Source organism: uncultured Arcticibacterium sp. (assembly GCF_964021845.1).
Lineage (GTDB): Bacteria > Bacteroidota > Bacteroidia > Cytophagales > Spirosomataceae > Arcticibacterium.
On the sequence record NZ_CAXHZC010000003.1, the window covers coordinates 69,550 to 94,000 of the forward strand.

Here is a 24,451-nt window from a genome sequence, read left to right on the forward strand (position 1 = left end):
TATTTATATATTATGTACACCGTTATTTTCAATTACTGGAGAAGGGCCGCTTTTTTATTTCTACTTGGGCTTTTGCTCTTTTGCTACGTAGGTTTCCCAGACTCCATAGCATATAAACACAATGGAGTGGGTAGGCCAATTGGCTTTATCGATAAACAAAACTTCTTCTATTTATCGGTAGGAGTAATTGTTGGACTAAACTTTGTTTTCGGTCTTGTCAAATCTCAGTTTGAAAAAATAGACTTTCGAAAATTATTCCCAAACAGTCCTTGGGGAGCAAGCCAAGAATACCTTAAAAGCTTACTTTCTGGATGGTTTAATGCCATTCTTGCCTTTATAAATACCTATTTGGTTTTTGTTTTAATGGGCCTTAAAAGTATAAATATGGAAGTAGAACAAAATCTCGATAGAGATTATAGCTGGTTTTTAATCATTGGAGCTATCGTTCTAATTGGTTTAATTTTCTCTGTTCCTTTAAAAATCTTGTTTTCTAAACCTCCTAAGAATTGAAAATTCCTTCAGAAATACGAATAGAAGACTTCAATTATCCGCTTCCTGATTCTCAAATAGCGAAGTATCCACTTAGCCCTAGAGACTCATCTAAATTACTTGTTTATAAAAACAATCAAATAAGAAGTAAAGCCTTTTCCTCTCTCTCAGAAGAGCTCCCAAAGAACGCCCATTTGGTTTTTAACAATACTAAGGTTATTCCCGCTCGTTTATTTTTCAGAAAGCAAACTGGAGCCTTAATTGAGATTTTCCTTTTAGAACCAATTTTGCCAAGTAAAGTCATTTCCCAAGTAATGGAGTCTTCAGATTCCACGACCTGGAAAACGATGATTGGGAATAAAAAGAAATGGAAAGATGAAGTATTAAGCCTTGCTATTCCAATTGAAAATGGAACGAGCTTAAATGTCAAAGCAGAACTTGTAAATAGAGAAGAAAACACCGTTTCCTTCAAATGGACTGGTAATATTAGTTTCGCAGAGCTCGTCAAAGTATTTGGAGAAATACCCCTTCCACCCTACCTGAATAGAAAAACAGAAGAAGTAGATAAAGAAACCTATCAAACCGTTTATTCGGAATCTGACGGTGCAGTGGCAGCACCTACCGCTGGGCTTCATTTTACAGACAATACTTTTAAACGCTTGAAAGAGCAAGGAATAAAAACTTCCTTTATAACTCTTCATGTAGGAGCTGGCACCTTCCAGCCAGTTAAAACCGAAAATGCTCTGGAACATCATATGCATTCCGAGCAAATAGTTTTTTCTAAAAGCTTCCTTAAGACTCTTTTAGAAGACAATGGCCCCATAATTCCTGTAGGCACAACCTCCATGCGTTCTTTAGAAAGTCTCTATTGGTTTGGTTTAAAAGTTTGGGGAAACAGACAAAGTCAAATTCCATTTAAGATTGAAAAGCTTTTCCCATATGGTTTCCAAGAGAGTGACTTACTTAGTAAAAAGAAAGCCATTCAAGCCATTCTTGACTACATGGAATATCAAAGCATTGAAAAGCTAGTAGGTGATACAGAAATTTACATTTTCCCAGGCTATAAACCACGCCTATGCGAAGGTATCATAACTAATTTTCATCAACCAAAATCCACTTTATTACTACTGATATCATCTTTAGTGGGAGATAAATGGAAAGAAATATACGACTTTGCCCTGCAGGAAAATTATCGTTTTTTAAGTTATGGCGACTCGAGCCTTATTCTCCCTTAAGCCTAAGAGAACTACCTCTAGAAATCAATTCATGTCTTAACACAATAGTGTTAGTAAGCTGAACTTTGGTATCACCATTCAAATGGCTAATTAGGCTTCTTGCTGCAATCTCGCCCATTTCTTCTCCAGGATAATGAACCGTACTTAACCTAGGCTCCACAATCCTAGTTATAGGATCATCATTAAACCCAATAATTGCTATATCCTCAGGAACCCTTAAACCCTCCTTCTTTAAAGAAACCATTAAAGAAGCTGCACATGTATCATTAGTAACAAAAACGCCGTCTGGCTTATCTTTTAAATCAATAATATGCTGGCTAACTCCACTTGATGCTTCCAAACGTAGGTCTGTCACAAAAAGCATATTCTCTTTGAACTCCAGACCTGCATCCGCTAGGGCTTTTAAATATCCGTGATACCTATCTCGGTAAACATTCCAACCTAAGTCCCCGGTAAAGTGAAATATTTTTTTACACCCTTGTTCTATTAGGTGATTGGTAGCGTCGTACCCTGCCTGAAAGTTATCAATTACTATTTTAGGTATCTTTTTTATATCTAAAACACGGTCAAAGAAAAGTGTTGGTATTCCTTTCTTTAAAAAAGGCTCAATATGATTAACATCATCAGCACTGGACAAGGTAGAAACCAATAAACCATCAACCCTTGAATTGAACATTGTTTTTGCATTAGCTACCTCTTTCACCGCAGAATCTAAGGATTGCGTAATAAGCAAATTGTAACCACTTTGATTGGCTTCCTTCTCCATACCAGCTAAAACAGTAGCAATAAAGTAAGAATCTAGCTTAGGCACCATTACTCCAAGGGTCATTGTAGACTTTGCCCTTAGGTTCTTGGCAAATAAATTTGAACGATATCCTAAGTCGCTGGCGGTTTGATTTATCTTTTTCTTGGTTTTTTCATTTATGGCAGGATGATCATTAAGTGCCCTACTTACTGTAGAGGCAGAAATGTTCAATTGCTCCGCAATATCATAAATGGTAACTTCTTTGTCCATGAATAGTAGCTTAATGAATTTGTAAAAATAGTTCTTTTAAATTTCACAAAAATGAGTCGTAAGAACAATGCAATCGGTTGAATTCTTGTAAATCTTCGTATATTTCACACTCAAACCTAATATCTTTTGATATTTTGTTTTCTTTCAACTTGTTATGAAACTTCGCTTTATTTGCGAAGCAGTATAAACCTATAAAATTGAAGTAATAGATGAAACACACCATGAGATGGTACGGCCCAAAAGACGGGGTCAGTTTAATGGACATAAGACAGGCAGGGTGCTCAGGCGTAGTAAACGCCCTTCACGAAGTACCTGTAGGCGATGTTTGGTCACAGTCCGAAATTCAAAAAAGAAAAGACATAATAGAGGCCGACAATGATAAGTACACTCCACTTACATGGGACGTAGTTGAAAGTTTACCGGTTCATGAAGACATTAAAAAGGGAATTGCTTCCAGAGATAAATATATAGAAAACTATAAAACATCTCTCAGGAATTTGGCCGCCTGTGGTGTAACCACCGTATGTTACAACTTCATGCCAGTTTTAGACTGGTCAAGAACTCAGCTCAACTATCAAATGCCTGATGGTTCCTATGCATTAAGATTTGTTTACCTAGATTTTGCAGCATTTGACCTTTTCATTTTAAAGAGAGCTGGAGGAGAGGCAGATTACGACGACGAAACGCAAAAAGCCGCAAAGGAGCGATTTGAGTCAATGACAGAGGCCGATATCAAAAAACTTAAAGGTGCTATTTTACAAGGACTTCCTGGTTCTGATGACGCATTTACCTTAGAGTCTTTTCAAGCCCTTTTAGACGAGTACAAAAACATAGGAGACAAAGAGCTAAGAGAAAACCTTTACTATTTCATCCAGCAAGTTGGCCCAATAGCAAAAGAAGTTGGTGTTAATATGTGCATCCATCCGGATGATCCACCAAGACCTTTAATTGGCTTACCAAGGGTGTTTTCTACTCAAAGTGATGTAGAGCAACTAATGAACGCCTATAACGACCCTGCAAACGGAATCACTTTCTGTACGGGCTCTTTAGGTGTAAGACCAGATAATGACTTAGTAAGCATTATAAAGCAGTTTGGATATAGAATTCACTTCATTCACCTCAGAACTACCATGAGAGAAGAAACTCCTGGAAACTTCCACGAAGCTCCTCATATGGCTGGTGATGTGGATTTTTATGATGTGGTTAAAGCACTATGGCAAGAGCAATACAGAAGAGAAAGTGCTGACGAAAAAGTAAAGCTAATTCCGATGAGACCCGATCATGGTCATCACTTTTGGAGTGATATGGACAAAACATACTATCCAGGATATTCATATATGGGTAGATTAAAAGGTCTAGCAGAACTGCGTGGTTTAGAATATGCTATCAAAAGAGAGCTGAAAAACTGAACTCATTAGTAATGAAAAGATTATTTGTGTTCTTCATGCTCTGCAATTTTTTAAGCTTTGCAGATGATGGCTCTCGGCTTTGGTTAAAGTATGATTTGATTAAATCAGAAGGTCAAAGAAAGATTTATAACAAGACGTATAAAAAGATTGTTGTTTTAAATCAAACACCTGGAACGGCATTGGCGGCAAAAGAGTTACAAGACGCCTTAACAGGTCTTCTTGGCACAAATATTCCAATATCATACGAATCAAATAATGTCACTTCAAGAAAAAAAAGCATCGTTCTAGGCTTAACAGAACAAGGAGCAGAAGAAGGCTTTACCATAACGGGAGACAGCCGAAGTGCTAGAATTGAATCAAAATCTGAAATTGGTCTACTTTATGGCACCTTTGCATTTATCCGACGAATTCAAAATTTAGAACCTATCACCTTCAAATTAACTGATATTCCGAAAATTAAAGTTAGGATGCTTAACCATTGGGATAATGCCGATGGAACAGTTGAAAGGGGTTATGCCGGCTCTTCTATTTGGAAATGGCCAGAACTGCCAGAAACAATTGATCCAAGACTTATTCAATATGCAAGGGCAAATGCTTCTATTGGCATTAACGCAGTAAGCGTTAACAATGTAAATGCAAGTTCGCGTTTTCTTACTCCTGAGTACTTAAGAAAAATCAAAGGTGTAGCCGATATGTTAAGACCCTACGGAATCAAAGTCTTTATATCGGTCAATTTTAAATCCCCTAAAACCCTTGGCGGATTAGAAACTTCTGACCCACTTGATGAAGGTGTAAAAAACTGGTGGCAGAAAAAAACGGATGAGATTCACGAATACATTCCTGACTTCGGCGGATACCTAGTCAAAGCCAATTCTGAAGGAGAGCCTGGGCCGCAAGATTATGGCAGAACCCATGCAGATGGAGCCAATATGCTAGCAGCTGCTTTAGAGAAAAGAGATGGTATTGTAATATGGCGGGCATTTGTTTACAATGCAGATATTAATGGTGACCGTTTCCAAGAAGCATTCAATCAGTTTAAACCACCAGATGGAAGCTTCCATGAAAAAGTGGTGGTTCAGGTGAAAAATGGCCCGATTGACTTTATGCCACGTGAGCCATTTCACCCTATGTTTGGAGCTTTCCCAAAGACACCATTGGCAATGGAATTTCAAATCACACAGGAATATTTAGGACAATCTACCCATCTTACTTATTTGGCACCCATGTTTAAAGAAACTTTAGACTCTAAAGTAGATGCGAATTACACCGTTGCAGAAATAGTAGATGGAACCAAAGACAGATTTCCAATATCGGTAATGGCTGGTGTAGCAAATACTGGTTCAGATGTTAACTGGACAGGCCATCCATTTAACCAAGCAAACTGGTACGCTTTCGGAAGGCTTGCTTGGGATTACTCTTTAAGCTCTGAACAGATAGCAAAGGAATGGACAAACATGACTTTGAGCCACGAACCGTCTGTTGTTAATTCCATCGTTGATTTAATGACCGAATCTTTGCCAACTTATATCAAATATACCTACCCACTCGGCTTACATCACATGATGGGTGAAGGCCATCATTATGGACCTCAGCCATGGCTTGAAAAAAGTGGCAGGCCAGATTGGACGTCAGTGTATTATCACAGAGCAGACAGCAAAGGAATAGGCTTTGACAGAATCGGCAAAATGAGCAATGCCATAAGCCTATACAGCAAAGAGGTTCAAAACAAATGGAACAATCCTGCCACCTGTGATTTAAACTACCTCATGTGGTTTCATCACCTAGACTGGACCTATAAACTATCAACTGGCAATACCGTTTGGGATGAATTGATGATTAGATATTTTGAAGGGCCAGAAGATGTTAAAAGTATGCAAAGTCAATGGGAATCACTCAAAGGTAAAGTTGACAGTGAGTTCTTTGACAACGTGGCTGGAAGATTAAAAACTCAAGAAAGAGAAGCTTATTGGTGGCGAGACGCTTGTTACTTATACTTCAAAGACTTTTCAAAACTACCTCTTCCAAATGGTTTAAAGGCACCATCTAGAACGTTGGAAGACGTTAAAAACATAGAACGAATATACCATTTAAGATAAAGAGTAGTCTAAACACATTGCTTTAGACTTATACAACCCAAACCCTATGAATAAATTCTCATTAGAAGGAAAACTAGCCTTAGTAACAGGTGGCGGTGCAGGCATTGGCCTAGCCATTACAGAATGCTTTATTGAAGCAGGTGCAACAGTAGTAATCACTGGAAGACGTGAAGAGGTTTTAAAAACCACAGCACAAAACCTTGGCTCAAAAGTTCATTACTTTGTTAATGATATTACTAACCTTGACAGCCTTCCTGAGCTAGTTGAAAACATTGAGAAAAACATTGGAAACATTGACATTTTAGTAAATAATGCGGGGGTAAATCAGAAGAAACCAGCGATAGATGTCACGAATGAGGAGTTTGACCGTGTGGTTCAAACAAACCTTTATGGCGTTTTTGCTTTGACGAGAGAAGTTGGGAAAAGAATGACTGCTCGTAAGTCAGGTTCTATCATTATGATTTCAAGCATGGCGGCGTATTACGGAATTGACAGAGTAGTTTCTTATACGGCTTCAAAAACTGGCGTTGAAGGTTTAGTAATGGCATTTTCTTCTGAGTTTGGAAAAGATAATGTAAGAGTGAATGCTATAGCCCCAGGATTTATAGAAACTAACATGATGCTAACAGCCATGAACTCTGATCCTGCAAGAAAAGATAAAGCTTTTGACAAAATTCACTTAAACAGGTGGGGTAAAATAAAAGATATAGGCTACGCCGCCGTATTCTTTGCTTCAGATGCATCGCAATACATCACATCGGTATCTCTTCCGGTAGATGGTGGTAATAGTAAAGGGTTTTAGAAAAAGAGTTTCATCAAAGACATACTTTGAGGATTGTTGAAAAAACTCTACAGTTCATGAATCTGTCAATGGGTCTAGAGCCTCCTTTAAGCCATAGTCTTTAGAAGAAGGTGAAAAGCTCTCTATTCATTCAAACGGAACAAATATTTTATACTAAAGGTATTATCATACCAATTAGCAGTAAAATATGTTTGAACTCGACCTTGATTCTTATAGCGAACCAGTAAAATTAATTTTAGAAAAAATCAATAATTGGGCAGCGACCTCCATTAAAATGCTACCAAACTTCTTGGTGGCTGTTTTAACCTTAATCGCTTTTATTATAATTGCCCGCTTAGTTCGCAGATTATTAACTAAGCTCCTAGGAAAAACGACTAGCAACCTTGCTTTACAAAATCTCTTAATTCGTATAGCCTACTTTACGGTAATTATAGTCGGTTTGTTTGCGGCATTGGGGATTTTAGAGTTAGATAAAACTGTTACCTCTCTCCTTGCAGGAGTAGGAGTTATTGGTTTAGCCCTAGGTTTTGCATTTCAAGACATTGCATCCAACTTTATTTCAGGAGTAATTTTAGCAATTCGTAGCCCAATAAACATTGGTGACATTATAGAGGTCTCGGGACATATGGGAACAGTAACTGACACCAACTTACGAGTTACATCTATAAAAACATTTCAAGGACAAGAAGTGTTTATTCCGAACTCAACCATACTTCAAGATGCCATAGTTAATTATACTACCTACGGCAAAAGGCGAATCGACTTGGCAGTAGGTGTCTCCTATGGAGAAGACTTGCGAAGAGTAAAAAAAGTTGTTTTAGAAACCATTGACAAGATGCAAAATGTAATAGATCCTCAAAATACAATATTTGCTTACACAGGCTTTGGAGGCTCATCTATAGATTTTGAAATTAAGTTTTGGATAGACTATCCAGACCACCCCAGCTTCTTAGATATGCGAAGCGAAGCAATTATGTCAATTAAAGAAGCTTTTGACAATGCAGACATTATGATTCCGTATCCTATCAGAACTTTGGATTTTGGAATAAAAGGAGGAGAGAAACTTTCAGAAATGAAATTAAACTTGCTACAAAATCAAAATAATTCTGATAAGGAAAAAGATTAAACCTATTTTCTGCACTTTCCCCAAACAGCCTTTAAGCACAAAAAATCCGCTAGGTCCTTAGCAAGACCTAAGCGGATATTTGTCATTTTAAACCTATACGTATTACCCTTTTGCTAACTGTATATTCAATATCAATTTAACGTCGTCGCTAACCACAACACCACCAGCTTCTGTAATACCATCCCATGTTAGACCAAACTCTTTACGCTTAATTTTGCCTGAAATGTCGAAACCCGCTTTTTCATTTCCATAAAAGTCTACCATTTTCCCACCAAACTCAACATCAAGTTCAACTGGCTTAGTAACATTCTTTATGGTTAAATTACCTATTAACTTATAATCATCAGAATCCTTTTTCTCAAAAGAAGTTGACTGAAACTTTAATTCAGGAAATTTCTCTGCATCAAAAAAGTCACCACTCTTTAAATGACCATCTCTGTCCGTGTTCCCTGTAGAAATTGAGTTTATTTTTGCTGAAAATGAAATGTCAGCATTCTCAAATGTCTCATCTTCTGCCTTAACTTGAGCGTCAAACTCACTAAAATTTCCTGTTACACTAGAAATCATAAGGTGCTTTACCTTAAACTGAACCTCTGAGTGCATTGAGTCAATATTCCAAATATTCATATTAATTGTTTTTACATTATATGTTAATACATACATAAACCAAAAATTGAAAATATTCGTTCCTCCGTGCTTGACAATCTACTCTACAAGATTCGCAAGCCCTCAGAATTAACGCTTTGGCTTTAGATAATATCGGTACTTATAAATGAAATAGGCAATTAGTAGATAGCCAATCATAGAAGGCACAAGCTGACTATAGGGCTGCAAAGATTTATCGAGCACATTTCCTGCGGCAGCACATATTAAACCGCCAAATGATGAAATTATTCTGATTATATGATCGTTCAACCATGATTTCCTTAAATATTCGGTAGAATAAAAATATTTCCCGAAATCATAAAGCACATGAACCATAAGAATCACTGAAGTAAAGTAAACCACAGGTTTACTCATGCTTGCTTTATCAATATCAAATATAAAGAAATAGGCTAAAACGGTAATCAAACCTAAAAACTGCACAAAGGCATCAATGAACATTGGCCTTCGCCCTTTCAATTTCAAAGTTCTGTAACCAACAAAAGAAGTATAGAAAACCATAACGGTTAACAGAAACAAAAATGGCCTAAACTCAAAAAATAAGGCTCCGCACAAAGCGGTAAGTAAAACAACCGAGACGCAGTACAAATAAATCCTACCGGATAAATTATGTATTTTCTTTCCTTTTCCACTTACTATAGGCCAAAAGCCCATAAGGATGGCAAGACTTCCGAAAGTGATATGCGTTATGATGTTAAATTGATGTAATGTTTCTTTCATTGTTATTCGATTAATTTTTGAATCGAATTTCGAAAGACGTCATCAAACGAATGTATCAGCCGATAGGCTTATACAATTTTTTGCGATATTCAGACGGACTAATACCAATTTTTTGCTTGAAGGCTTTTGTAAAAGTAGACCTGGCGTTAAAACCAGATTGATATGCCAAACCCTCGTTTGAGAGGTTAGAAAATTCCTTATCATTCATCAATTTGACCACCTCCTGTATTCTCAAATCATTTATGAACTGATAAAAGGATTTCCCTTCATATTGATTTAATAGCTGTGAGAGATTATTGACCGATATTCCTAAAGATTCTGCCAACTCTTTGGCTTTAATATTCGGGTTTAAGAATGGCTTTTCCTTTTCTATATAAATCACTAGCCTACTCTGGTAAACATCAGCCAATTGGTCATTCAGTCCCGATTTCTGATATTTAGGATTATTTTCCGAAAGTGAAATTACATCAGAAAAGATAGTCGTTTGTTTAAAGCCGAAATAACCCACTACAAAAATATAAACAGTATTAAATACAGCGATAAACTGAAACGAGTACTCTCTAGGAAATAAGTTAAAACGGGTAGCTAAATAGATAGTAGGAAAAGAGACTAGCATGAAAATGACTGCCTCTAAAATCCATTTTTTCAGCCAATCAAGATTAATCTTCTCGGTGTTTGAATAGTTTTCTTTCAGGCGTTTTTCAAAAGCTTTGAAAAAGCTATAACTCCAAACAATATACAGGAACGGGATTAATACAAACAAATAACCATAATAACTGCTCACTAAAGAACTCCCATTAATAGAAAGCAAAAAACCATTATCAATCGCGAGATTATCGGCGTTTAATAAAATATAAAAGACAAACACCCCATAAGGAATGAGATGAAGAGGCCAAAAACGTAATTTAGATTGCGTAAGCTCTGCCACATAAAATAAAAAAGCAGGACCGGCCAATAAAGGAGTACAAGCCAATACTAAAATAAGCCTTTGAGATAAGGCTTCTGGATAATGATAAACCAGCAGATAGAATAACTGGCTCAAAACCATAACCAAGAGCCAAAAAGATAAAATAGAACCAGACCTTGATTTTTCCTTTTTAGAAAGTAATAGCAAAATCAAAAAAGCAGATTGAACGATACTTAGGACAATCAAGGTCTTCATCTTAATACGAAGGTATTATTGACTTTTAGGAGAAGAACTACTTCCTGAGTTACGGTTTCCTTTGTAATTATTTGACTTAGGTTTTCCCTTATAACTACCTTTACCTTTGTTAAAAGGTTTCTTCTTTCCTTTAAACCCTCCTTTTGACTTAAAATTTCCACCTGATTTTTTCTCTGGTGTATAAGCCGGGCCTTCTCCCAAGTCCTTCGGAATGTCCATTTTAGGAACATCATCTCCAATTAAGCTTTCAATTCTAAAAAACTTACGTTGGTCTTTTTGATTTATCAAAGTAATGGCGGTTCCTGCAGAACCCGCACGGGCCGTTCTTCCAATTCTATGGATATAATCTTCTGGGTCAGGTGGGCAATCATAATTAACCACAAGGTCAATTCCTGTTACATCTATCCCTCTTGAAATAATATCTGTTCCTATTAGAACTCGTACTTTACCAGCCTTGAACTCGTTCATCAATTCTTCTCTAGCCGTCTGGTCTAAATCAGAACTAAAGCCTCTTGCTCCTAGCTTGTGTTTATTAAGCTCACGCTCAATATTCTTTACATTTTCCCTTGAAGAAGAAAACACAATTATGCTTTTAAAGCTATCATCTTTCAATAATGACGTAAGAAGTGGCAGCTTCTGGGTATCATAAACCACATATGCCTCTTGCTTAATCCCTTTAGCAGGTTTAGAAATAGCTATGTTAATTTGCTCTGGGTTCTTTAATATCTTATTTGCCAACTGACGAATCTGCGGCGGCATAGTGGCCGAGAAAAGCAAGGTCTGTCTATTCTCTGGCAATTGTGAGCTAATGCGAAGAATATCTCCCAAAAAACCCATATCCAGCATCCTATCTGCTTCATCTAAAATCAAATGCTGTAGCCTTGAAAAGTCTACTTTATCAGAATTCATCAAAGCAATTAACCTACCTGGTGTAGCAATAACTAAATCTGCTCCTGCTTCTAAAGCCCTTTTTTGAGTAATAAATGTGTCACCATCTCCTCCACCATAAACAGCTATAGAACTTACTCCTGTAAAGTAAGAAAGCCCCTCTACCTGCTGGTCAATTTGTATGGCTAATTCCCTAGTCGGCGTAATGACTAAGGTATTTAAGTGTCTAGCTTCATCAGGAAGCTGAGCAATTTTATGAAGTACTGGAAGAATAAAAGCTCCCGTTTTGCCTGTTCCTGTTTGAGCACAAGCAATTAAATCTATTCCTTCAATAATCTTAGGAATAGCAAATTCTTGTATCGGTGTTGCTTTATCAAATCCGATGGCATCCAAGCCTTCAAGCAACCTCTCGTCTAATCTAAGTTCTTTAAATGTCAAATTTCTAGTGTTTTAAGGCACGTTATTTTAACAAAACTAAACAAAAATTCAGCCATAATCTCCATTCTATGCTTTTACCAAGAAATCACTGTCGTAAACCTTTGTTTCTCCTCCTTGATTAATAGCGTAGTTAAAGCCTTTCTGAATAGCATAGGCTCCGTGGTTTCCCGTTTTATCAATCGCTAAAAAACCAACTTGAAACTGCTCAAAGTCTTTCAACTTACTGGCTATTCTCTTTACGCCTTCTTCACAAGCCTCTTGTGGACTTCTTCCTTGACGCATTAATTCTACTATTAGAAATGACCCACACGTTTTCAATACTAGTTCACCAACACCAGTTGCCACGGCACCACCAATTTCATCGTCTACATACATTCCAGCACCAATAATTGGAGAATCTCCTACTCTACCATGCATTTTATAGGCCATTCCACTTGTGGTACAAGCCCCTGCCAACTTTTCACCTTTGTCAATAGCCATTAAACCGATAGTATCATGAAGCTCAATATTCGCTACTGGTTTATAATCGGCTGTTTTAACCCATTCTTTATATTGTTTTTCGGCCTCTTCTGTCAAAATATCTTCCACTTCAAAACCTTCCTCTATCGCAAATTGCTGTGCACCTGCTCCTGCTAACATCACATGAGGTGTTTTTTCCATTACTCTTCTGGCTACGGAAAGTGGATGCTTTATTCCTTGTAAAAAAGCAACAGAACCTGCGTTCATCTCCCAGTCCATGATACAGGCATCTAGTGTTACTTTACCATCTCGGTCAGGTCTGCCACCATAACCTACACTCATATCTTTCGGATTTGCCTCTGGCACACTTCCACCTTTTTCTACGCCATCTAAAGACGTTCCTCCATTATCCATTGCAGCCATTGCGGCGTCTACAGCATCTGCATTTGGTGCCCATGTAGCAATAGAAATAGGCAAACCTGGTTTTGAATTAACATTTTGAACCGGTGCTTTCTCAGTTTCACATGCTAAAACACCCGCAGAAGCCATCCCTATAGCACCCGACTTAATAAAATTTCTTCTTTTCATGATTAGTTATTTTAAAGAATATTAAAAATGAATTTAAGAAAGAAAACCATTCTAAATAAATTTAATTTCGTTAGACTTCTCAGACTAAGCAAAAAGCCCCATGATAGTCTATCTTTTTCCTTTATTTTTGCAATTCAATTTCCCATAAGAATATACTACTTAATAAGAATGGCAAAGAAAATTCAATCGGCACTCATATCTGTTTTTTATAAAGACGGATTGGACAAAATCGCTAAATTATTACACGAGAATGATGTAACCATTTATTCAACTGGTGGTACCCAAAAGTTTATAGAAGAACTTGGCATACCAGTAGTGGCTGTTGAAGATTTAACTTCGTACCCTTCCATTTTTGGAGGTCGTGTTAAAACTTTACACCCTAAAATTTTTGGTGGTATTCTTCATAGAAGAGAAAATGCGGAAGACGTGAAAACAGCGGCCGACATGGAAATACCAGCAATTGACTTAGTCATTGTTGACTTATACCCTTTTGAAGAAACCGTAGCTTCCGGTGCTTCTGAAGATGACATTATTGAAAAGATTGACATTGGAGGAATAGCCTTAATAAGAGGAGCTGCCAAAAATTACCAAGACGTTCTTATTGTTTCTTCAAGAAATCAATATGATGATGTTTATGAAACTCTTGCAGCCAAAGGATGCGGAACAGACCTAGAAGATAGAAAGAAATACGCAATGAAAGCTTTCGGAGTCAGTTCACATTACGACTCTGCTATTCATGGTTATTTCGCAGGAGCGGAAGATGCCGGAAACTTTAGAGCGGGCACCTCCAAAACATTAAGATACGGAGAGAATCCTCACCAATCAGCTAGTTTCCATGGCGATTTAGATGCCATGTTTGACCAAATACATGGTAAAGAATTATCGTATAACAACCTGGTAGATACCGATGCTGCAGTAAGATTGATTGACGAATTTGAAGACTTAACATTCGTTATCATGAAGCATAATAATGCTTGCGGTGTAGCTTCAGCAGCTACCGCAGTAGATGCTTACAAAAATGCTCTTTCCTGTGACCCTGTTTCTGCATTTGGTGGTGTAATTATAACCAATACTACTGTAGATAAAGCAACTGCTGAAGCTATGCATCCTTTATTCTTTGAAATCTTAGTCGCCCCAGATTTTGATGACGATGCTTTGGCTATCTTAACTAAGAAGAAAGACAGAAGACTATTAATCAGAAAGGCCGTTAAAACTTCCAAAAAACAATTTAGAAGTCTTTTAAACGGTGTATTAGAGCAAGACAAAGACATGACTATGGAGTCTGGTAAAGATTTCAAAGCCGTTACAACAACTAAACCTTCTGATTCGGAGGTTAAAGCACTAGAGTTTGCATTAAAGATATGTAAGCACCTAAAGTCAAACAATGTGGTTTTAGCCAAAGAAGGTCAATTACTTTCATGTGGCGTAGGTCAAACTTCTAGAGTTGATGCTTTAAACCAAGCAATTGATAAAGCGAAACAATTTGGCTTCGATTTAAATGGAGCAGTAATGGCTTCCGAAGCATTCTTCCCATTCCCAGATTGTGTTGAGATTGGAAACAAGGCAGGCATAAAAGCAGTAGTTCAGCCTGGTGGTTCTATTCGTGACCAACTTTCAATTGACTATTGTGACGAAAACGGCGTAGCCATGGTTATGACTGGCGTAAGGCATTTCTTACATTGATATTACATTTTATGGAGTCTAGTACCGCTAGACTCCATTTTTTTATACATCACCTCACTCAACCCAATATTAAATGAAAGTACAATTCTACGGAGCAGCTAGAAGAGTTACAGGTAGCAAACACCTTTTGACCACAAATAAAGGAACTAAAATCCTTTTAGATTGCGGTTTATTTCAAGGCATTGGCACTACAGAACTTAACACTTCGTTCGGGTTTAATCCTAAAGAAGTTGATTTTGTCATACTTTCTCATGCTCATATTGACCATACTGGCTTACTCCCAAAATTGGTCAAAGACGGTTTCAATGGTACTGTGTATTGTACACACGCCACTAAAAGCCTTTGTGAAATTATGCTTATGGATTCGGCCAGAATCCAAGAAAGTGATGTAAAAAGAATCAACAAGCGACGTAGAAAAAGAGGTGATGAATTACTAGAGCCACTTTACCAAGAATCTGACGCTCAAAAAGCAATTGACCTTATGGACACTAAAGGCTACCACACGAAATTTGAGATAGAAGAAGGGGTAACTTTCAGTTTCTATGAAACAGGACATATTTTAGGAAGTGCTGGCATTTATATTGAGTTTCAGGAAAACAACATCACGAAGTCCTTATTTTTCACAGGTGATATTGGAAGGCCAAATGACAAGATTTTAAGAGAACCGGAAGCTTTCCCACAGGCAGATTTCATTATTTCAGAGTCTACCTATGGCGACAAACTTCATCCACCAGAGGCTGACATTCGAGCTCACCTTTTAGAAGTGGTAAAAACTACTTGCGTAGAAAAGAAAGGAAGGCTTATTATCCCAGCCTTTTCGGTAGATAGAACACAGGAATTAATTTATGCCTTAGATGTTTTAGAAAGCGAAGGAAAACTCCCAAGAATCCCTGTATATATTGATAGCCCGCTTTCAGTAAAGGCTACGCTAGTAATGCGTAAACATGAGGAGGAATTTAATCCTGATATATTGGATTACATAAAAAGAGACGGTGACGCTTTTGGTTTTGAAAACCTAAACTACATTACCAAAGTAGATGACTCAAAAGCTATAAACAGCTCTAAAGAGCCTTGCATTATTATCTCTTCGTCTGGAATGGCAGAAGCAGGTAGAATTAAGCATCACATTAAAAACAACTGCGAAAACCCAAATAACACTATTCTAATAGTGGGTTACTGCTCTCCTAGCTCATTAGGCTACCAAATCAAAATAAAGGCTCCTGAGCTAAGAATTTTTGGAGATACTTTCAAGTTAAATGCCAATGTTGAGGTAATGGATTCCTTCTCGGCCCATGCTGATTATGCGGAAATGATCAGCTATTTAAGTTGCCAAGACACCTCCCAGGTAAAGAAGCTATTCTTAGTACACGGTGAAATTGATAGGCAAACAGCCTTTAAAGCTAGGCTTGAGAAAGTAGGATTCAGTAATATTGAGATTCCTCAGCATAGGGAGAGTTTTACTATTTGATAGTAATGGTTTTTGAAGTTTAGGTTCCAAAAACCATTAGTTTACCCCCTCAATTGCCTCAAAGCATGATTTGAGAAAACAAATTCGTCCAATTCTTGAATATGTGTCTTTAAGATAGATTGGCTATCGCCTTCCCAAATCTTTTTGCCTTTGTTCAAAAACATGATATAATCTCCAATAGAAAGAACGGAGTTCATGTCATGGGTTATAACTACTGTGGTGGTGTTATACTCTTCGGTGATTTCTTTGATAAGCTCATCTATTTTTATGGCTGTAAGCGGGTCTAAGCCAGAATTGGGTTCATCACAGAAAAGGTATTTAGGATTCATAACTATTGCTCTGGCAATACCTACTCTCTTTTTCATACCACCAGAAACCTCTGATGGCATAAGTTTGCCTGTTCCTTCTAAACCTACTCTTTGTAGACAAAGCTCTACCCTGTCTCTTTTTTCAGACTCCGACATGGTGGTTAGCATTTTCAAGGGGAATTCTACATTTTCATAAACAGTTTTAGAATCAAACAAGGCCCCTCCTTGAAAGAGAACACCCATATCTCTCCTTACGTCCTTTTTATCTTCTTCCTCTTGAAGCAAAAAACGTCTGCCATCATATAAAACTTGGCCTTCTTCCGGCTTTACAAGGTCTAGCATACACTTTAAAAGCACGCTCTTTCCTGTCCCACTAGCTCCTATAACTAAACTGGTCTTCCCTTTTTCAAAAACACCATCAATCCCGAACAGAATTTGGCGACCGTTAAATGACTTTGATATATTCTTTATTTCTATCACTACAGCTTATCCCGTTAAAAGTTGAGCTAATAAATAATCCGCTACTAAAATAGCGATACAGCTATTAGTAACAGCCGTAGTACTTGCTTGACCCACTTCCAAAGCACCACCTTTAGTATGGTAACCTTTATATGCAGAAATAGTGGTAATCAGAAAACCAAAAACAAAGGCTTTAACCAATGCAATTATTATATTGTAAGGCACGAATGAAGTTCTAATCCCATATATATACTCCTCAGAGGTTAGAATTCCAGTGAGCGTTCCTGCTAAATAACCTCCATAAATCCCTAAAAAATCAGATAGAATAGCCAACAATGGAAAAGTCACCATAGCCGCTAAAACCTTAGGAAGTACTAAGTAGGAAGAAGCATTAATTCCCATTACCTCTAAAGCATCTATTTGCTCTGTAATCCGCATGGTCCCTAGTTCACCAGCAATGTTAGACCCTACTTTACCTGCCAAAACCACACACATAAACGTGGAGGAAAGCTCTAGCAACATCATATCCCTAACCACATTACTCACAATATAATTTGGAATAAATGGGCTTACTAAATTGGCGTAAATCTGTACACAAGTTACAGCACCAATGAAAAAGGCCACAATGGATACGATAAAGACGGAATTGATGCCAATTTTGACACATTCGTCTATAAACCTTTCCCAGTAAACTTTAAAAGTTTCACGTCTTGTTAAAAGACTACCTAAGAAAAGGAAAAAATTTCCAGCAATAGAAAGCATTTTGCCTATGATTTTAGCTCTCGCAAAGTTAATAAATTGATTGGGTATGCAATATCAAGTAGATTTGTGCAAAAACCGAACCATGAACAAAGTTGCAGTAATAAGCGGGGCTTCAAAAGGAATAGGCCTAGCAATAGCAAATAAATTTGCATCAGAGGGCATTGACCTGATTATTACATCAAGAAATCAAGAAGACCTAAACAAAATCAAAATAGACTTAGAAGCGGCACATAATATTTCTGTCCATGTTTTTGTGTCTGATATAAGTCAAAAAGAAGGGGTACAAGCTTTTAGTAATTTCATCAATAGCCTAAACCGACCAATAGACATCTTGGTAAATAATGCAGGAACGTTTCTACAAGGCAACCTTCTAGATGAGCCTGAAGGAGCTTTAGAAACACAAATAGATACAAACCTCTACTCTGCATATCATTTAACTAGAGGTGTGATTTCAAGTGTAAGAAAAGCACCACAAGCTCATATTTTCAACATTTGCTCTATTGCGAGCTTACAGGCTTATAGCGGTTCTGGTTCTTATACTATTTCAAAATTTGCATTACTAGGCTTTAGTAAATCTTTGAGGGCAGAACTACTCCCTGAAAAAATTAAAGTAACCGCTGTTTTGCCAGGAGCCACGTTTACGAGCAGCTGGGAAGGAGTTGACTTACCTGAGTCTAGGTTTATATCAGCTACAGATGTAGCGGATTCTATTTGGTCTGCTTATTCGCTCTCGCCATCTGCTGTGGTAGAAGAAATAGTTATTAGACCTACAGAAGGAGACATTTAGTCTTCGCATCGAATAAAAACTTCACAAAGGTTCTCAATTGAGAAAATTTAAAATACTTACTTTTGCAGTCAAATTTAGAAAAACAATCAATGGAGGCTTTACAAGACGTAGCACACATTTCTGGAAGACCAGGATTATTTAGAATCATCAAACCAGGTCGTTCTGGCGTAATTGTCGAGAGCATGGACGGCAATAAAAAGAGAGAAATTGTCAATGTAAATGCCAAAGTCTCTGTTTTAAAAGATATTTCAATCTATAGTGAAGAGTATGACAAATCGACTCCACTTGCTGAAATATTCACAACACTTAAAGAACAACACGGAGAGAAGGTTGATTTTGACACAAAAAAGTCAACCCCAGCAGAATTCTTCACATTCTTTGAAGGTGTAATGCCTGATTTCGATAAAGAGCGTGTTTATTCTTCGGACGTTAAGAAGATTATTCAATGGTATAACCTTCTTGCTAAAGAAATGCCTGAGCTTTGGGAAACGAAAGCGGAAGAGCCAAAAGCGGAGAAAGAGCCAAAGAAAAAGCCTACCAAGAAGAAATAACTCCTAGATTATACGTCAAAAGGGTTCATCGCCTTTTTGACGTAAAATAAATTTTCAGTGTAATGCCCTAGTCTGTTTATGCATAGACTTTAAAAATTTGTATTTTGGTGGTTTACTATGAAAAAGACAAACCAAATGTCACGACTTTCTTACTTAGTCCTACTCGTTCTATCCACTGCTGCCGCAAATGCCCAGTCAGATTGCCTTTTAATTGAAAGTGCTACCTCTACATCTAAAGGATTGGAATCACAACTCAAGAACACCTTTAACAACGCAAACAAAATCACCGAAGAGTATAGGCAAATCTTAGCTTCGCCAAACGGTAGTTATACCCAAAAGAAAACTTTTGAGTACAATGCCAAAGGCTATTTAAGCAAGACAACGGAATATATTAATGATGCGGTTAAATCCGTCAAAAACAGAACTTACGATAACTTAGGAAACCTTATTTCTGAAACAGAAGGATTAGAAACTAATGGAGCAAACCTTATCAATAGGCTAACTACCAGCGGTACAGGTTCTGTCAAATTATACTTTGGCGAAAACAACGTTATTAGTGGAACTGAAATCATTGAAAAAGATGCTTCAGGAAACGTAACTAAGCACAATGTCCTGAATTCTGACAACAAGCTTAACAGCTCCAAAGAATACCGGTATGATAATGAGTCAAAAACGGTTTATGCTAAAAACAATGATGTAGTAGGCGGAATGCTGGAAGAAACCTACACAGACTATAATGCTAATGGCCAAATATCTAAGGATAGCACCTACTTAAATAACACCTTAATTGCAAAAACGTTATTTGAATACACCAACGGTTTTTTGACGACAAAAACACGAATTGGAAGAAATAACAAAGTAGATTACGAAATTATTTATACCAATGATAACGCAGGAAAAGTCATAGAAGAGCGTTTTATATATAACGGCGAGTTATTAAGCCGAGTAGAAAACAGCTATGATGATTTTGACAACCTGGTAGTTGAAAAAAGGTATAATAATGAAAATCAACTTTTAAGAACTAAAACATGGGAGTATAACTGCCCAAACTGATATGGTAGCAACAGAAATTGATTACGTGGCTGAAATCGCCAGACTTAAGAAAGAGAAAAACGCCGTTATACTAGCCCACTACTATCAAACTGCCGACATTCAGGATGTAGCCGACTATATTGGCGATAGCCTTGGCCTTTCGCAGCAAGCAGCAAAAACCGAAGCAGACATTATTGTTTTTGCGGGTGTTAGATTTATGGCCGAAACAGCCAAAATCCTTTCACCAAAAAAGAAAGTCGTATTGCCAGATATTAATGCAGGTTGCTCTTTGGAAGAGTCCGCACCTGCTGATAAATTTCTTGCATTTAAAAAGCAACACCCAGAAGCTGTGGTTATTTCTTACGTAAACTGCTCTGCTGAGTTAAAAACTTTGACTGATATTGTTTGTACCAGTACTAATGCAATCAAAATTGTAGAAAGTGTTCCTAAAGACAAACAAATCATATTTGCACCAGACAAAAACTTGGGAGACTACCTAAACAGAAAAACAGGTAGAGACATGATTTTATGGGATGGTGCCTGCATGGTACACGAAGCTTTTTCGGCAGACATGATTGCTGATTTAAAAGCAAAACACCCTGATGCTACCATCATAGCCCACCCAGAAAGTGAAAAACCCGTTTTAGACAATGCTGAGTATATTGGTTCTACTACGGGTCTTTTGAAATACACTATGAACAGTCCTTCTAAGGAGTTTATAGTAGCGACGGAATCAGGTATTCTTCATCAAATGAAGAAAGCCTCTCCAGAAAAAACATTCCATGTGGCCCCTACGGTCAAAAACGGACATCCTTGTATTGCTTGCTCAGACTGCCCGCACATGAAATTAAACACCATGGAAAAGCTTTATAGATGCCTTTTAGATGAATCTCCCGAAATTATACTTTCAGACGAAATTCTAAAACAAGCCAAAGCTCCGATTGACAAAATGTTGGAAATTTCTGCCAAGCACGGACTATAAGCTTTTATTGATACGCACTTAAAAAAACATTGTATTCAAAAATCTATAGTCTTTAAGTCGCTATCTTACGTAATGAGAATAATTGATAAATTAATGCTTTCCTTCAGAAACTAAAGCATCCCTTTTACCAGTTATCTCTACAATCTCCTAATAACAAGAGAAAAATGCAAAAAATTAAGAATAGTAAGTTCGCCATCCGAATCCCAATTATTGTTGCCATAACTTTAGTTGCTGGTATACAGATTGGTGCAAAATTTTTTGGCAACCAAAACATGGTTGGCGATGTAATAAAGTCATCAAGTAAGTTTAAAGAAATCCTAACCTACATTGACAGGAGTTATGTTGACCCTGTTGACACGGATTCACTTGCGGAGTACGGTATTGCAAAAATGTTGGAAAAACTAGACCCTCATACAGCATACCTTCCTGCAAAAGAAGCTCAACTGGCGATGTCGGAACTTCAAAATGGTTTTGATGGCATAGGCGTAGAGTTCAATATTTTCAATGACACTGTTTACGTAGTTACACCACTTTCTGGAGGTCCTTCTGAAGAAGTAGGAATTCTTAGCGGCGATGCTATTCTAGAAGCAAATGAAGTGATTTTAACAGGAGAACAGCTAAACACTCGTTTAATATTCAATACGCTTAGAGGAGAGCGAGGAACAGAGGTTAAAATGAAAATTAAACGTAAAGGTTTCAAAGAGCCTTTAGAGTTTACAGTTTTAAGAGACAAAATCCCTACGTACTCAGTGGATGCTTCCTACTTAATGGAAGACGGTAAAACTGGTTATATCAAAATCAATAGATTTTCAGAAACTACGTATGACGAATTTCTCAGTGGTTTAAAAGGATTAAAAGCAGAAGGAATGACCCAACTGGTTTTAGACTTAAGAGGAAACCCTGGAGGGTATTTAGAACGGGCTACGGCTATTGCTGATGAGTTTATTTCAGGAAACGACGTATTGGTATACACGGATGGTAAAGACGACCGTAACGACCGCAAAATGTACGCTAGGCATAAAGGAATCTTTGAAAAGGGAGCCTTGGTGGTATTAGTAGACGAGGGAAGTGCCTCGGCATCTGAAATTGTTTCTGGAGCCTTACAAGATTATGATAGGGCTTTAATAATAGGAAGAAGAACCTTTGGAAAAGGTTTGGTTCAGGCACCTATTTCTTTATCTGACGGTTCTGAACTGAGATTGACCATTTCTAGGTACTACATTCCATCTGGAAGAAGTATTCAAAAACCATATACCTCTGGCGATTTGCAAGACTACTATGGTGAGCTAAACGAAAGAAGTGAACATGGTGAATTCTTTTCTGAAGATAGCATCAAAAACGATATAAAGAATCAGTATAAAACTGTGGGCGGCAGAACGGTCTACGGGGGTGGCGGAATCACACCGGATGTTTTTGTGAGTAGAGACACTTCACACATCAGCAGATATCTCATGGAGCTTTATGGCACTAATATTATTAGAGAATATGCTCTGGAATACGCCAACGAGAACGCTGATAAGCTGAACAAAATGCAATTCAACAGCTTCCTTAAAAATTTCAATGTAAGCGATGCCATGCTTCAAGAAATCATTAAGAAGGGAAAATCTTTAGGCATTGAGTTTGTAGCAAAAGATTACGCCAAATCCAAAGGATTTATTCAAGGGCAAGTAAAAGCCTTAATAGCACGAAGTATCTGGAAAGACACCAATGGTCTTAGTAACTCTTTTTATAAGGTGATTGGAAAAGATGATGAGATGCTAAAGGCTGCAATGAGCCATTTTGAAGAAGCAAAAAACTTAGGTAAGTAAGTTTAATTACTCTTCCTAGAAAAATTGTACGCTACACCGAGTCGGGTTCTAAATAAGCCCGACTCAAAGTCGCTAGCCACATAAGGGGAAAGCTCAAATGCTACCTGTACTTGTGGATACTTCTCAAAAGGTGCAGAACGGACACCTACATTAAAGAAATACCCCTCAAATATATCTCCATCTTGAAAAGAAGCTAGATAATTAAGCCTAATGCCTCCCCCTAGATAAAATCTTCCTTTCTGGTTTTGATTAATGTTTATGGCTGGGGCTATTTCCGTGCTTAGCGACGAAAAAAAAGAGTTTGTTTGAAAACGTAAATCCCCCCAAACACGAAGATCTGGATTAGTTGAAACCGAAAGAATGGACCTAAAAGGGTAATAAGCAACACTCTGAGCTTTTGAGCTAATACTTAGGCCAATGGCAAAAGTGAAAAAGATTAGTGCTTTTTTCATAATTGACCAAAATTAGAAAACTTAAATTAATTCTAATGCCATTATCCCAGCTTTTGGATCGGAAGTTTGTACCTCCACAGCTTCCTTAATTTTATCAAGAACTTCAATAAAAACAGTCAGGTCTTTTTGAGGGATAGCATCTTTAATGGCCTTATTAAAAGCAATAACCCCTTCCCTTGCGAAAGAACGTCTTGCTTTTCCTTCCTCTGTTAAAAAGACATTAACAAAACGTTTATCCTTAACATCTGTTTCTCTGTAAATCCAGCCTTTCGCTTCTAAAGACTTCAGCATTCGAGTCAAGCTTCTAGGTTCCATTCCGATAGACGGACCTATTTTTGTAGCTGGGGTTCCGTGTTCTAAATCAATATTTAGAAGAACATAGCCTATTGACATGGTCATGTCGTTTTGAGCAGCATACACATTATACATCCTGGATACAGCATGCCATGTCCACTTGATATGGAAGTCAATAGTTTCTTCTTTCTTCATGATTCAGACTGGAATTCTAAGTAACAAAGTTAGAAGAGAAAAATTCGTATGCAAGCATACTATTCAAAGAAATTCTATGATTTAAAGAGGATAAGTCTGTAGTCTCGTGTCTTTTGCGAAAATCAAGGTGTGCCTTCCACCATCTTTTAACAAATTTAAAAGATTATTTTGGTCGTCAAAAAGCTCCATTAAAATAGTGTTTAAAATACTATAACTTTCTAACTCTTTACTATATGGCAGCTCCAAATATATCCATGAAGCATCTGGCTCCGCCTCAATTCCGAGGTAATTCGCAAACTTGACTTCCTTTCCTTTTACAAACGCAAAGTGTCTATTGATATACTTTTTCACAAAGGGTTCTATAGCTTCATCATTTAAAACAATGTTTTTCTTCCCACTGCTTTGTTCTATAGCCTCTTGAAAATCATCAGTAAAAACCCTCATCGTGATCTCAAAAGAGTTCGATGAGGGATTATAATTCATTTCGGTTAATGATGTATGAAAGTCATGTTTGACAGAGTCAAAAGAAAAAAGACCCAAGGTCATTAAAACACAAATGTACCTAAGCCTTACTTTCATT

Annotated in this window: 24 protein-coding genes; 13 read left to right on the plus strand and 11 right to left on the minus strand. The window is 37.4% G+C overall.

Going from position 1 to position 24,451, the window contains the following annotated elements; translation table 11 throughout:
- Positions 1–12: 12 nt before the first annotated feature.
- Positions 13–510: a hypothetical protein gene (locus tag AADJ06_RS09805; RefSeq protein ID WP_341226265.1), complete on the plus strand. Its 498-nt coding sequence runs from the start codon at positions 13–15 to the stop codon at positions 508–510.
- Complete coding sequence (locus AADJ06_RS09810; RefSeq protein ID WP_341226266.1) at positions 507–1,724, plus strand: S-adenosylmethionine:tRNA ribosyltransferase-isomerase; 1,218 nt, start codon at positions 507–509, stop codon at positions 1,722–1,724. The genes AADJ06_RS09805 and AADJ06_RS09810 overlap by 4 nt, the downstream gene beginning before the upstream one ends.
- Here AADJ06_RS09810 and AADJ06_RS09815 read toward each other — a convergent pair.
- The gene (locus tag AADJ06_RS09815) at positions 1,711–2,739 is read right to left on the minus strand and encodes a LacI family DNA-binding transcriptional regulator (protein WP_341226267.1); all 1,029 of its coding nucleotides are present in this window, start codon (positions 2,737–2,739) and stop codon (positions 1,711–1,713) included. The two genes, AADJ06_RS09810 and AADJ06_RS09815, sit on opposite strands and share 14 nt — an antisense overlap.
- A gap of 209 nt (positions 2,740–2,948) precedes the next feature.
- Here AADJ06_RS09815 and uxuA point away from each other — a divergent pair, with 209 nt between their 5' ends.
- The 4 genes from uxuA (at position 2,949) to AADJ06_RS09835 (ending at position 8,172) form a co-directional block, all read left to right on the plus strand.
- Positions 2,949–4,148: a mannonate dehydratase gene (gene uxuA / locus AADJ06_RS09820; RefSeq protein WP_341226268.1), complete on the plus strand. Its 1,200-nt coding sequence runs from the start codon at positions 2,949–2,951 to the stop codon at positions 4,146–4,148.
- Between the two features lie 11 nt (positions 4,149–4,159).
- A complete protein-coding gene (locus AADJ06_RS09825; protein ID WP_341226269.1) occupies positions 4,160–6,244 on the plus strand; it encodes an alpha-glucuronidase family glycosyl hydrolase in 2,085 nt (694 codons plus the stop codon).
- A gap of 46 nt (positions 6,245–6,290) precedes the next feature.
- A complete protein-coding gene (locus AADJ06_RS09830) occupies positions 6,291–7,046 on the plus strand; it encodes a glucose 1-dehydrogenase (RefSeq protein WP_341226270.1) in 756 nt (251 codons plus the stop codon).
- A 187-nt stretch (positions 7,047–7,233) separates the two neighbouring features.
- Positions 7,234–8,172 (plus strand): mechanosensitive ion channel, encoded by a 939-nt coding sequence (locus AADJ06_RS09835; RefSeq protein ID WP_341226271.1) that lies wholly within the window; start codon positions 7,234–7,236, stop codon positions 8,170–8,172.
- Positions 8,173–8,274: 102 nt separating this feature from the next.
- On the opposite strand, the gene AADJ06_RS09840 is transcribed toward AADJ06_RS09835, so the two are convergent.
- From AADJ06_RS09840 to AADJ06_RS09860, 5 genes are all read right to left on the minus strand, one after another.
- Entirely contained in the window at positions 8,275–8,799 is a 525-nt protein-coding gene (locus AADJ06_RS09840; RefSeq protein ID WP_341226272.1) for a YceI family protein, read from the minus strand.
- A gap of 108 nt (positions 8,800–8,907) precedes the next feature.
- The gene (locus AADJ06_RS09845; protein ID WP_341226273.1) at positions 8,908–9,555 is read right to left on the minus strand and encodes a hypothetical protein; all 648 of its coding nucleotides are present in this window, start codon (positions 9,553–9,555) and stop codon (positions 8,908–8,910) included.
- Positions 9,556–9,610: 55 nt separating this feature from the next.
- A complete protein-coding gene (locus AADJ06_RS09850; protein WP_341226274.1) occupies positions 9,611–10,717 on the minus strand; it encodes a helix-turn-helix domain-containing protein in 1,107 nt (368 codons plus the stop codon).
- Between the two features lie 15 nt (positions 10,718–10,732).
- Positions 10,733–12,043, minus strand: a complete 1,311-nt coding sequence (locus AADJ06_RS09855) for a DEAD/DEAH box helicase (protein ID WP_341226275.1) — start codon at positions 12,041–12,043, stop codon at positions 10,733–10,735.
- Positions 12,044–12,109: 66 nt separating this feature from the next.
- Complete coding sequence (locus AADJ06_RS09860) at positions 12,110–13,093, minus strand: N(4)-(beta-N-acetylglucosaminyl)-L-asparaginase (protein ID WP_341226763.1); 984 nt, start codon at positions 13,091–13,093, stop codon at positions 12,110–12,112.
- 165 nt (positions 13,094–13,258) lie between these two features.
- Here AADJ06_RS09860 and purH point away from each other — a divergent pair, with 165 nt between their 5' ends.
- Positions 13,259–14,773 (plus strand): bifunctional phosphoribosylaminoimidazolecarboxamide formyltransferase/IMP cyclohydrolase, encoded by a 1,515-nt coding sequence (purH, locus tag AADJ06_RS09865; RefSeq protein WP_341226276.1) that lies wholly within the window; start codon positions 13,259–13,261, stop codon positions 14,771–14,773.
- 73 nt (positions 14,774–14,846) lie between these two features.
- Positions 14,847–16,241 carry an MBL fold metallo-hydrolase gene (locus AADJ06_RS09870; RefSeq protein ID WP_341226277.1) on the plus strand — a complete coding sequence of 465 codons (1,395 nt, stop codon included), beginning with the start codon at positions 14,847–14,849 and terminating at the stop codon, positions 16,239–16,241.
- Positions 16,242–16,282: 41 nt separating this feature from the next.
- Here the strand turns inward: AADJ06_RS09870 and AADJ06_RS09875 are convergent, their stop codons facing one another.
- Both AADJ06_RS09875 and AADJ06_RS09880 read right to left on the minus strand, forming a co-directional pair.
- The gene (locus AADJ06_RS09875; protein ID WP_341226278.1) at positions 16,283–17,029 is read right to left on the minus strand and encodes an ATP-binding cassette domain-containing protein; all 747 of its coding nucleotides are present in this window, start codon (positions 17,027–17,029) and stop codon (positions 16,283–16,285) included.
- 6 nt (positions 17,030–17,035) lie between these two features.
- A complete protein-coding gene (locus AADJ06_RS09880) occupies positions 17,036–17,770 on the minus strand; it encodes an ABC transporter permease (protein ID WP_341226279.1) in 735 nt (244 codons plus the stop codon).
- An 82-nt stretch (positions 17,771–17,852) separates the two neighbouring features.
- Here AADJ06_RS09880 and AADJ06_RS09885 point away from each other — a divergent pair, with 82 nt between their 5' ends.
- The 5 genes from AADJ06_RS09885 to AADJ06_RS09905 all read left to right on the plus strand — a co-directional run bounded on the left by AADJ06_RS09885 (position 17,853) and on the right by AADJ06_RS09905 (position 22,930).
- Positions 17,853–18,557: an SDR family NAD(P)-dependent oxidoreductase gene (locus tag AADJ06_RS09885; RefSeq protein ID WP_341226280.1), complete on the plus strand. Its 705-nt coding sequence runs from the start codon at positions 17,853–17,855 to the stop codon at positions 18,555–18,557.
- Positions 18,558–18,646: 89 nt separating this feature from the next.
- A complete protein-coding gene (locus AADJ06_RS09890) occupies positions 18,647–19,108 on the plus strand; it encodes a DUF5606 domain-containing protein (RefSeq protein ID WP_341226281.1) in 462 nt (153 codons plus the stop codon).
- Between the two features lie 117 nt (positions 19,109–19,225).
- Positions 19,226–20,161: a hypothetical protein gene (locus AADJ06_RS09895; RefSeq protein ID WP_341226282.1), complete on the plus strand. Its 936-nt coding sequence runs from the start codon at positions 19,226–19,228 to the stop codon at positions 20,159–20,161.
- Position 20,162: 1 nt separating this feature from the next.
- Positions 20,163–21,122 (plus strand): quinolinate synthase NadA, encoded by a 960-nt coding sequence (gene nadA, locus AADJ06_RS09900; RefSeq protein ID WP_341226283.1) that lies wholly within the window; start codon positions 20,163–20,165, stop codon positions 21,120–21,122.
- Between the two features lie 164 nt (positions 21,123–21,286).
- On the plus strand, positions 21,287–22,930 hold the full coding sequence (locus AADJ06_RS09905) for a S41 family peptidase (protein WP_341226284.1): 1,644 nt from the start codon (positions 21,287–21,289) through the stop codon (positions 22,928–22,930).
- Positions 22,931–22,932: 2 nt separating this feature from the next.
- Here AADJ06_RS09905 and AADJ06_RS09910 read toward each other — a convergent pair whose 3' ends face one another.
- The 3 genes from AADJ06_RS09910 to AADJ06_RS09920 all read right to left on the minus strand — a co-directional run bounded on the left by AADJ06_RS09910 (position 22,933) and on the right by AADJ06_RS09920 (position 24,450).
- Positions 22,933–23,382: a hypothetical protein gene (locus tag AADJ06_RS09910; protein WP_341226285.1), complete on the minus strand. Its 450-nt coding sequence runs from the start codon at positions 23,380–23,382 to the stop codon at positions 22,933–22,935.
- 21 nt (positions 23,383–23,403) lie between these two features.
- Positions 23,404–23,871 (minus strand): MarR family transcriptional regulator, encoded by a 468-nt coding sequence (locus AADJ06_RS09915; RefSeq protein WP_341226286.1) that lies wholly within the window; start codon positions 23,869–23,871, stop codon positions 23,404–23,406.
- Between the two features lie 81 nt (positions 23,872–23,952).
- Positions 23,953–24,450, minus strand: a complete 498-nt coding sequence (locus tag AADJ06_RS09920) for a DUF6702 family protein (protein ID WP_341226287.1) — start codon at positions 24,448–24,450, stop codon at positions 23,953–23,955.
- Between the last annotated feature and the right edge of the window lies 1 nt (position 24,451).

What these genes read in the sequence shown, in the direction of transcription:
- AADJ06_RS09805 (WP_341226265.1), top strand. Translation starts at nt 13, where the DNA reads ATGTACACCGTTATTTTCAATTACTGGAGAAGGGCCGCTTTTTTATTT.
- AADJ06_RS09815 (WP_341226267.1), bottom strand. Translation starts at nt 2,739, where the DNA reads ATGGACAAAGAAGTTACCATTTATGATATTGCGGAGCAATTGAACATT.
- uxuA (WP_341226268.1), top strand. Translation starts at nt 2,949, where the DNA reads ATGAAACACACCATGAGATGGTACGGCCCAAAAGACGGGGTCAGTTTA.
- AADJ06_RS09825 (WP_341226269.1), top strand. Translation starts at nt 4,160, where the DNA reads ATGAAAAGATTATTTGTGTTCTTCATGCTCTGCAATTTTTTAAGCTTT.
- AADJ06_RS09830 (WP_341226270.1), top strand. Translation starts at nt 6,291, where the DNA reads ATGAATAAATTCTCATTAGAAGGAAAACTAGCCTTAGTAACAGGTGGC.
- AADJ06_RS09835 (WP_341226271.1), top strand. Translation starts at nt 7,234, where the DNA reads ATGTTTGAACTCGACCTTGATTCTTATAGCGAACCAGTAAAATTAATT.
- AADJ06_RS09840 (WP_341226272.1), bottom strand. Translation starts at nt 8,799, where the DNA reads ATGAATATTTGGAATATTGACTCAATGCACTCAGAGGTTCAGTTTAAG.
- AADJ06_RS09845 (WP_341226273.1), bottom strand. Translation starts at nt 9,555, where the DNA reads ATGAAAGAAACATTACATCAATTTAACATCATAACGCATATCACTTTC.
- AADJ06_RS09850 (WP_341226274.1), bottom strand. Translation starts at nt 10,717, where the DNA reads ATGAAGACCTTGATTGTCCTAAGTATCGTTCAATCTGCTTTTTTGATT.
- purH (WP_341226276.1), top strand. Translation starts at nt 13,259, where the DNA reads ATGGCAAAGAAAATTCAATCGGCACTCATATCTGTTTTTTATAAAGAC.
- AADJ06_RS09870 (WP_341226277.1), top strand. Translation starts at nt 14,847, where the DNA reads ATGAAAGTACAATTCTACGGAGCAGCTAGAAGAGTTACAGGTAGCAAA.
- AADJ06_RS09880 (WP_341226279.1), bottom strand. Translation starts at nt 17,770, where the DNA reads ATGCTTTCTATTGCTGGAAATTTTTTCCTTTTCTTAGGTAGTCTTTTA.
- AADJ06_RS09885 (WP_341226280.1), top strand. Translation starts at nt 17,853, where the DNA reads ATGAACAAAGTTGCAGTAATAAGCGGGGCTTCAAAAGGAATAGGCCTA.
- AADJ06_RS09890 (WP_341226281.1), top strand. Translation starts at nt 18,647, where the DNA reads ATGGAGGCTTTACAAGACGTAGCACACATTTCTGGAAGACCAGGATTA.
- AADJ06_RS09895 (WP_341226282.1), top strand. Translation starts at nt 19,226, where the DNA reads ATGAAAAAGACAAACCAAATGTCACGACTTTCTTACTTAGTCCTACTC.
- nadA (WP_341226283.1), top strand. Translation starts at nt 20,163, where the DNA reads ATGGTAGCAACAGAAATTGATTACGTGGCTGAAATCGCCAGACTTAAG.
- AADJ06_RS09905 (WP_341226284.1), top strand. Translation starts at nt 21,287, where the DNA reads ATGCAAAAAATTAAGAATAGTAAGTTCGCCATCCGAATCCCAATTATT.
- AADJ06_RS09910 (WP_341226285.1), bottom strand. Translation starts at nt 23,382, where the DNA reads ATGAAAAAAGCACTAATCTTTTTCACTTTTGCCATTGGCCTAAGTATT.
- AADJ06_RS09915 (WP_341226286.1), bottom strand. Translation starts at nt 23,871, where the DNA reads ATGAAGAAAGAAGAAACTATTGACTTCCATATCAAGTGGACATGGCAT.
- AADJ06_RS09920 (WP_341226287.1), bottom strand. Translation starts at nt 24,450, where the DNA reads ATGAAAGTAAGGCTTAGGTACATTTGTGTTTTAATGACCTTGGGTCTT.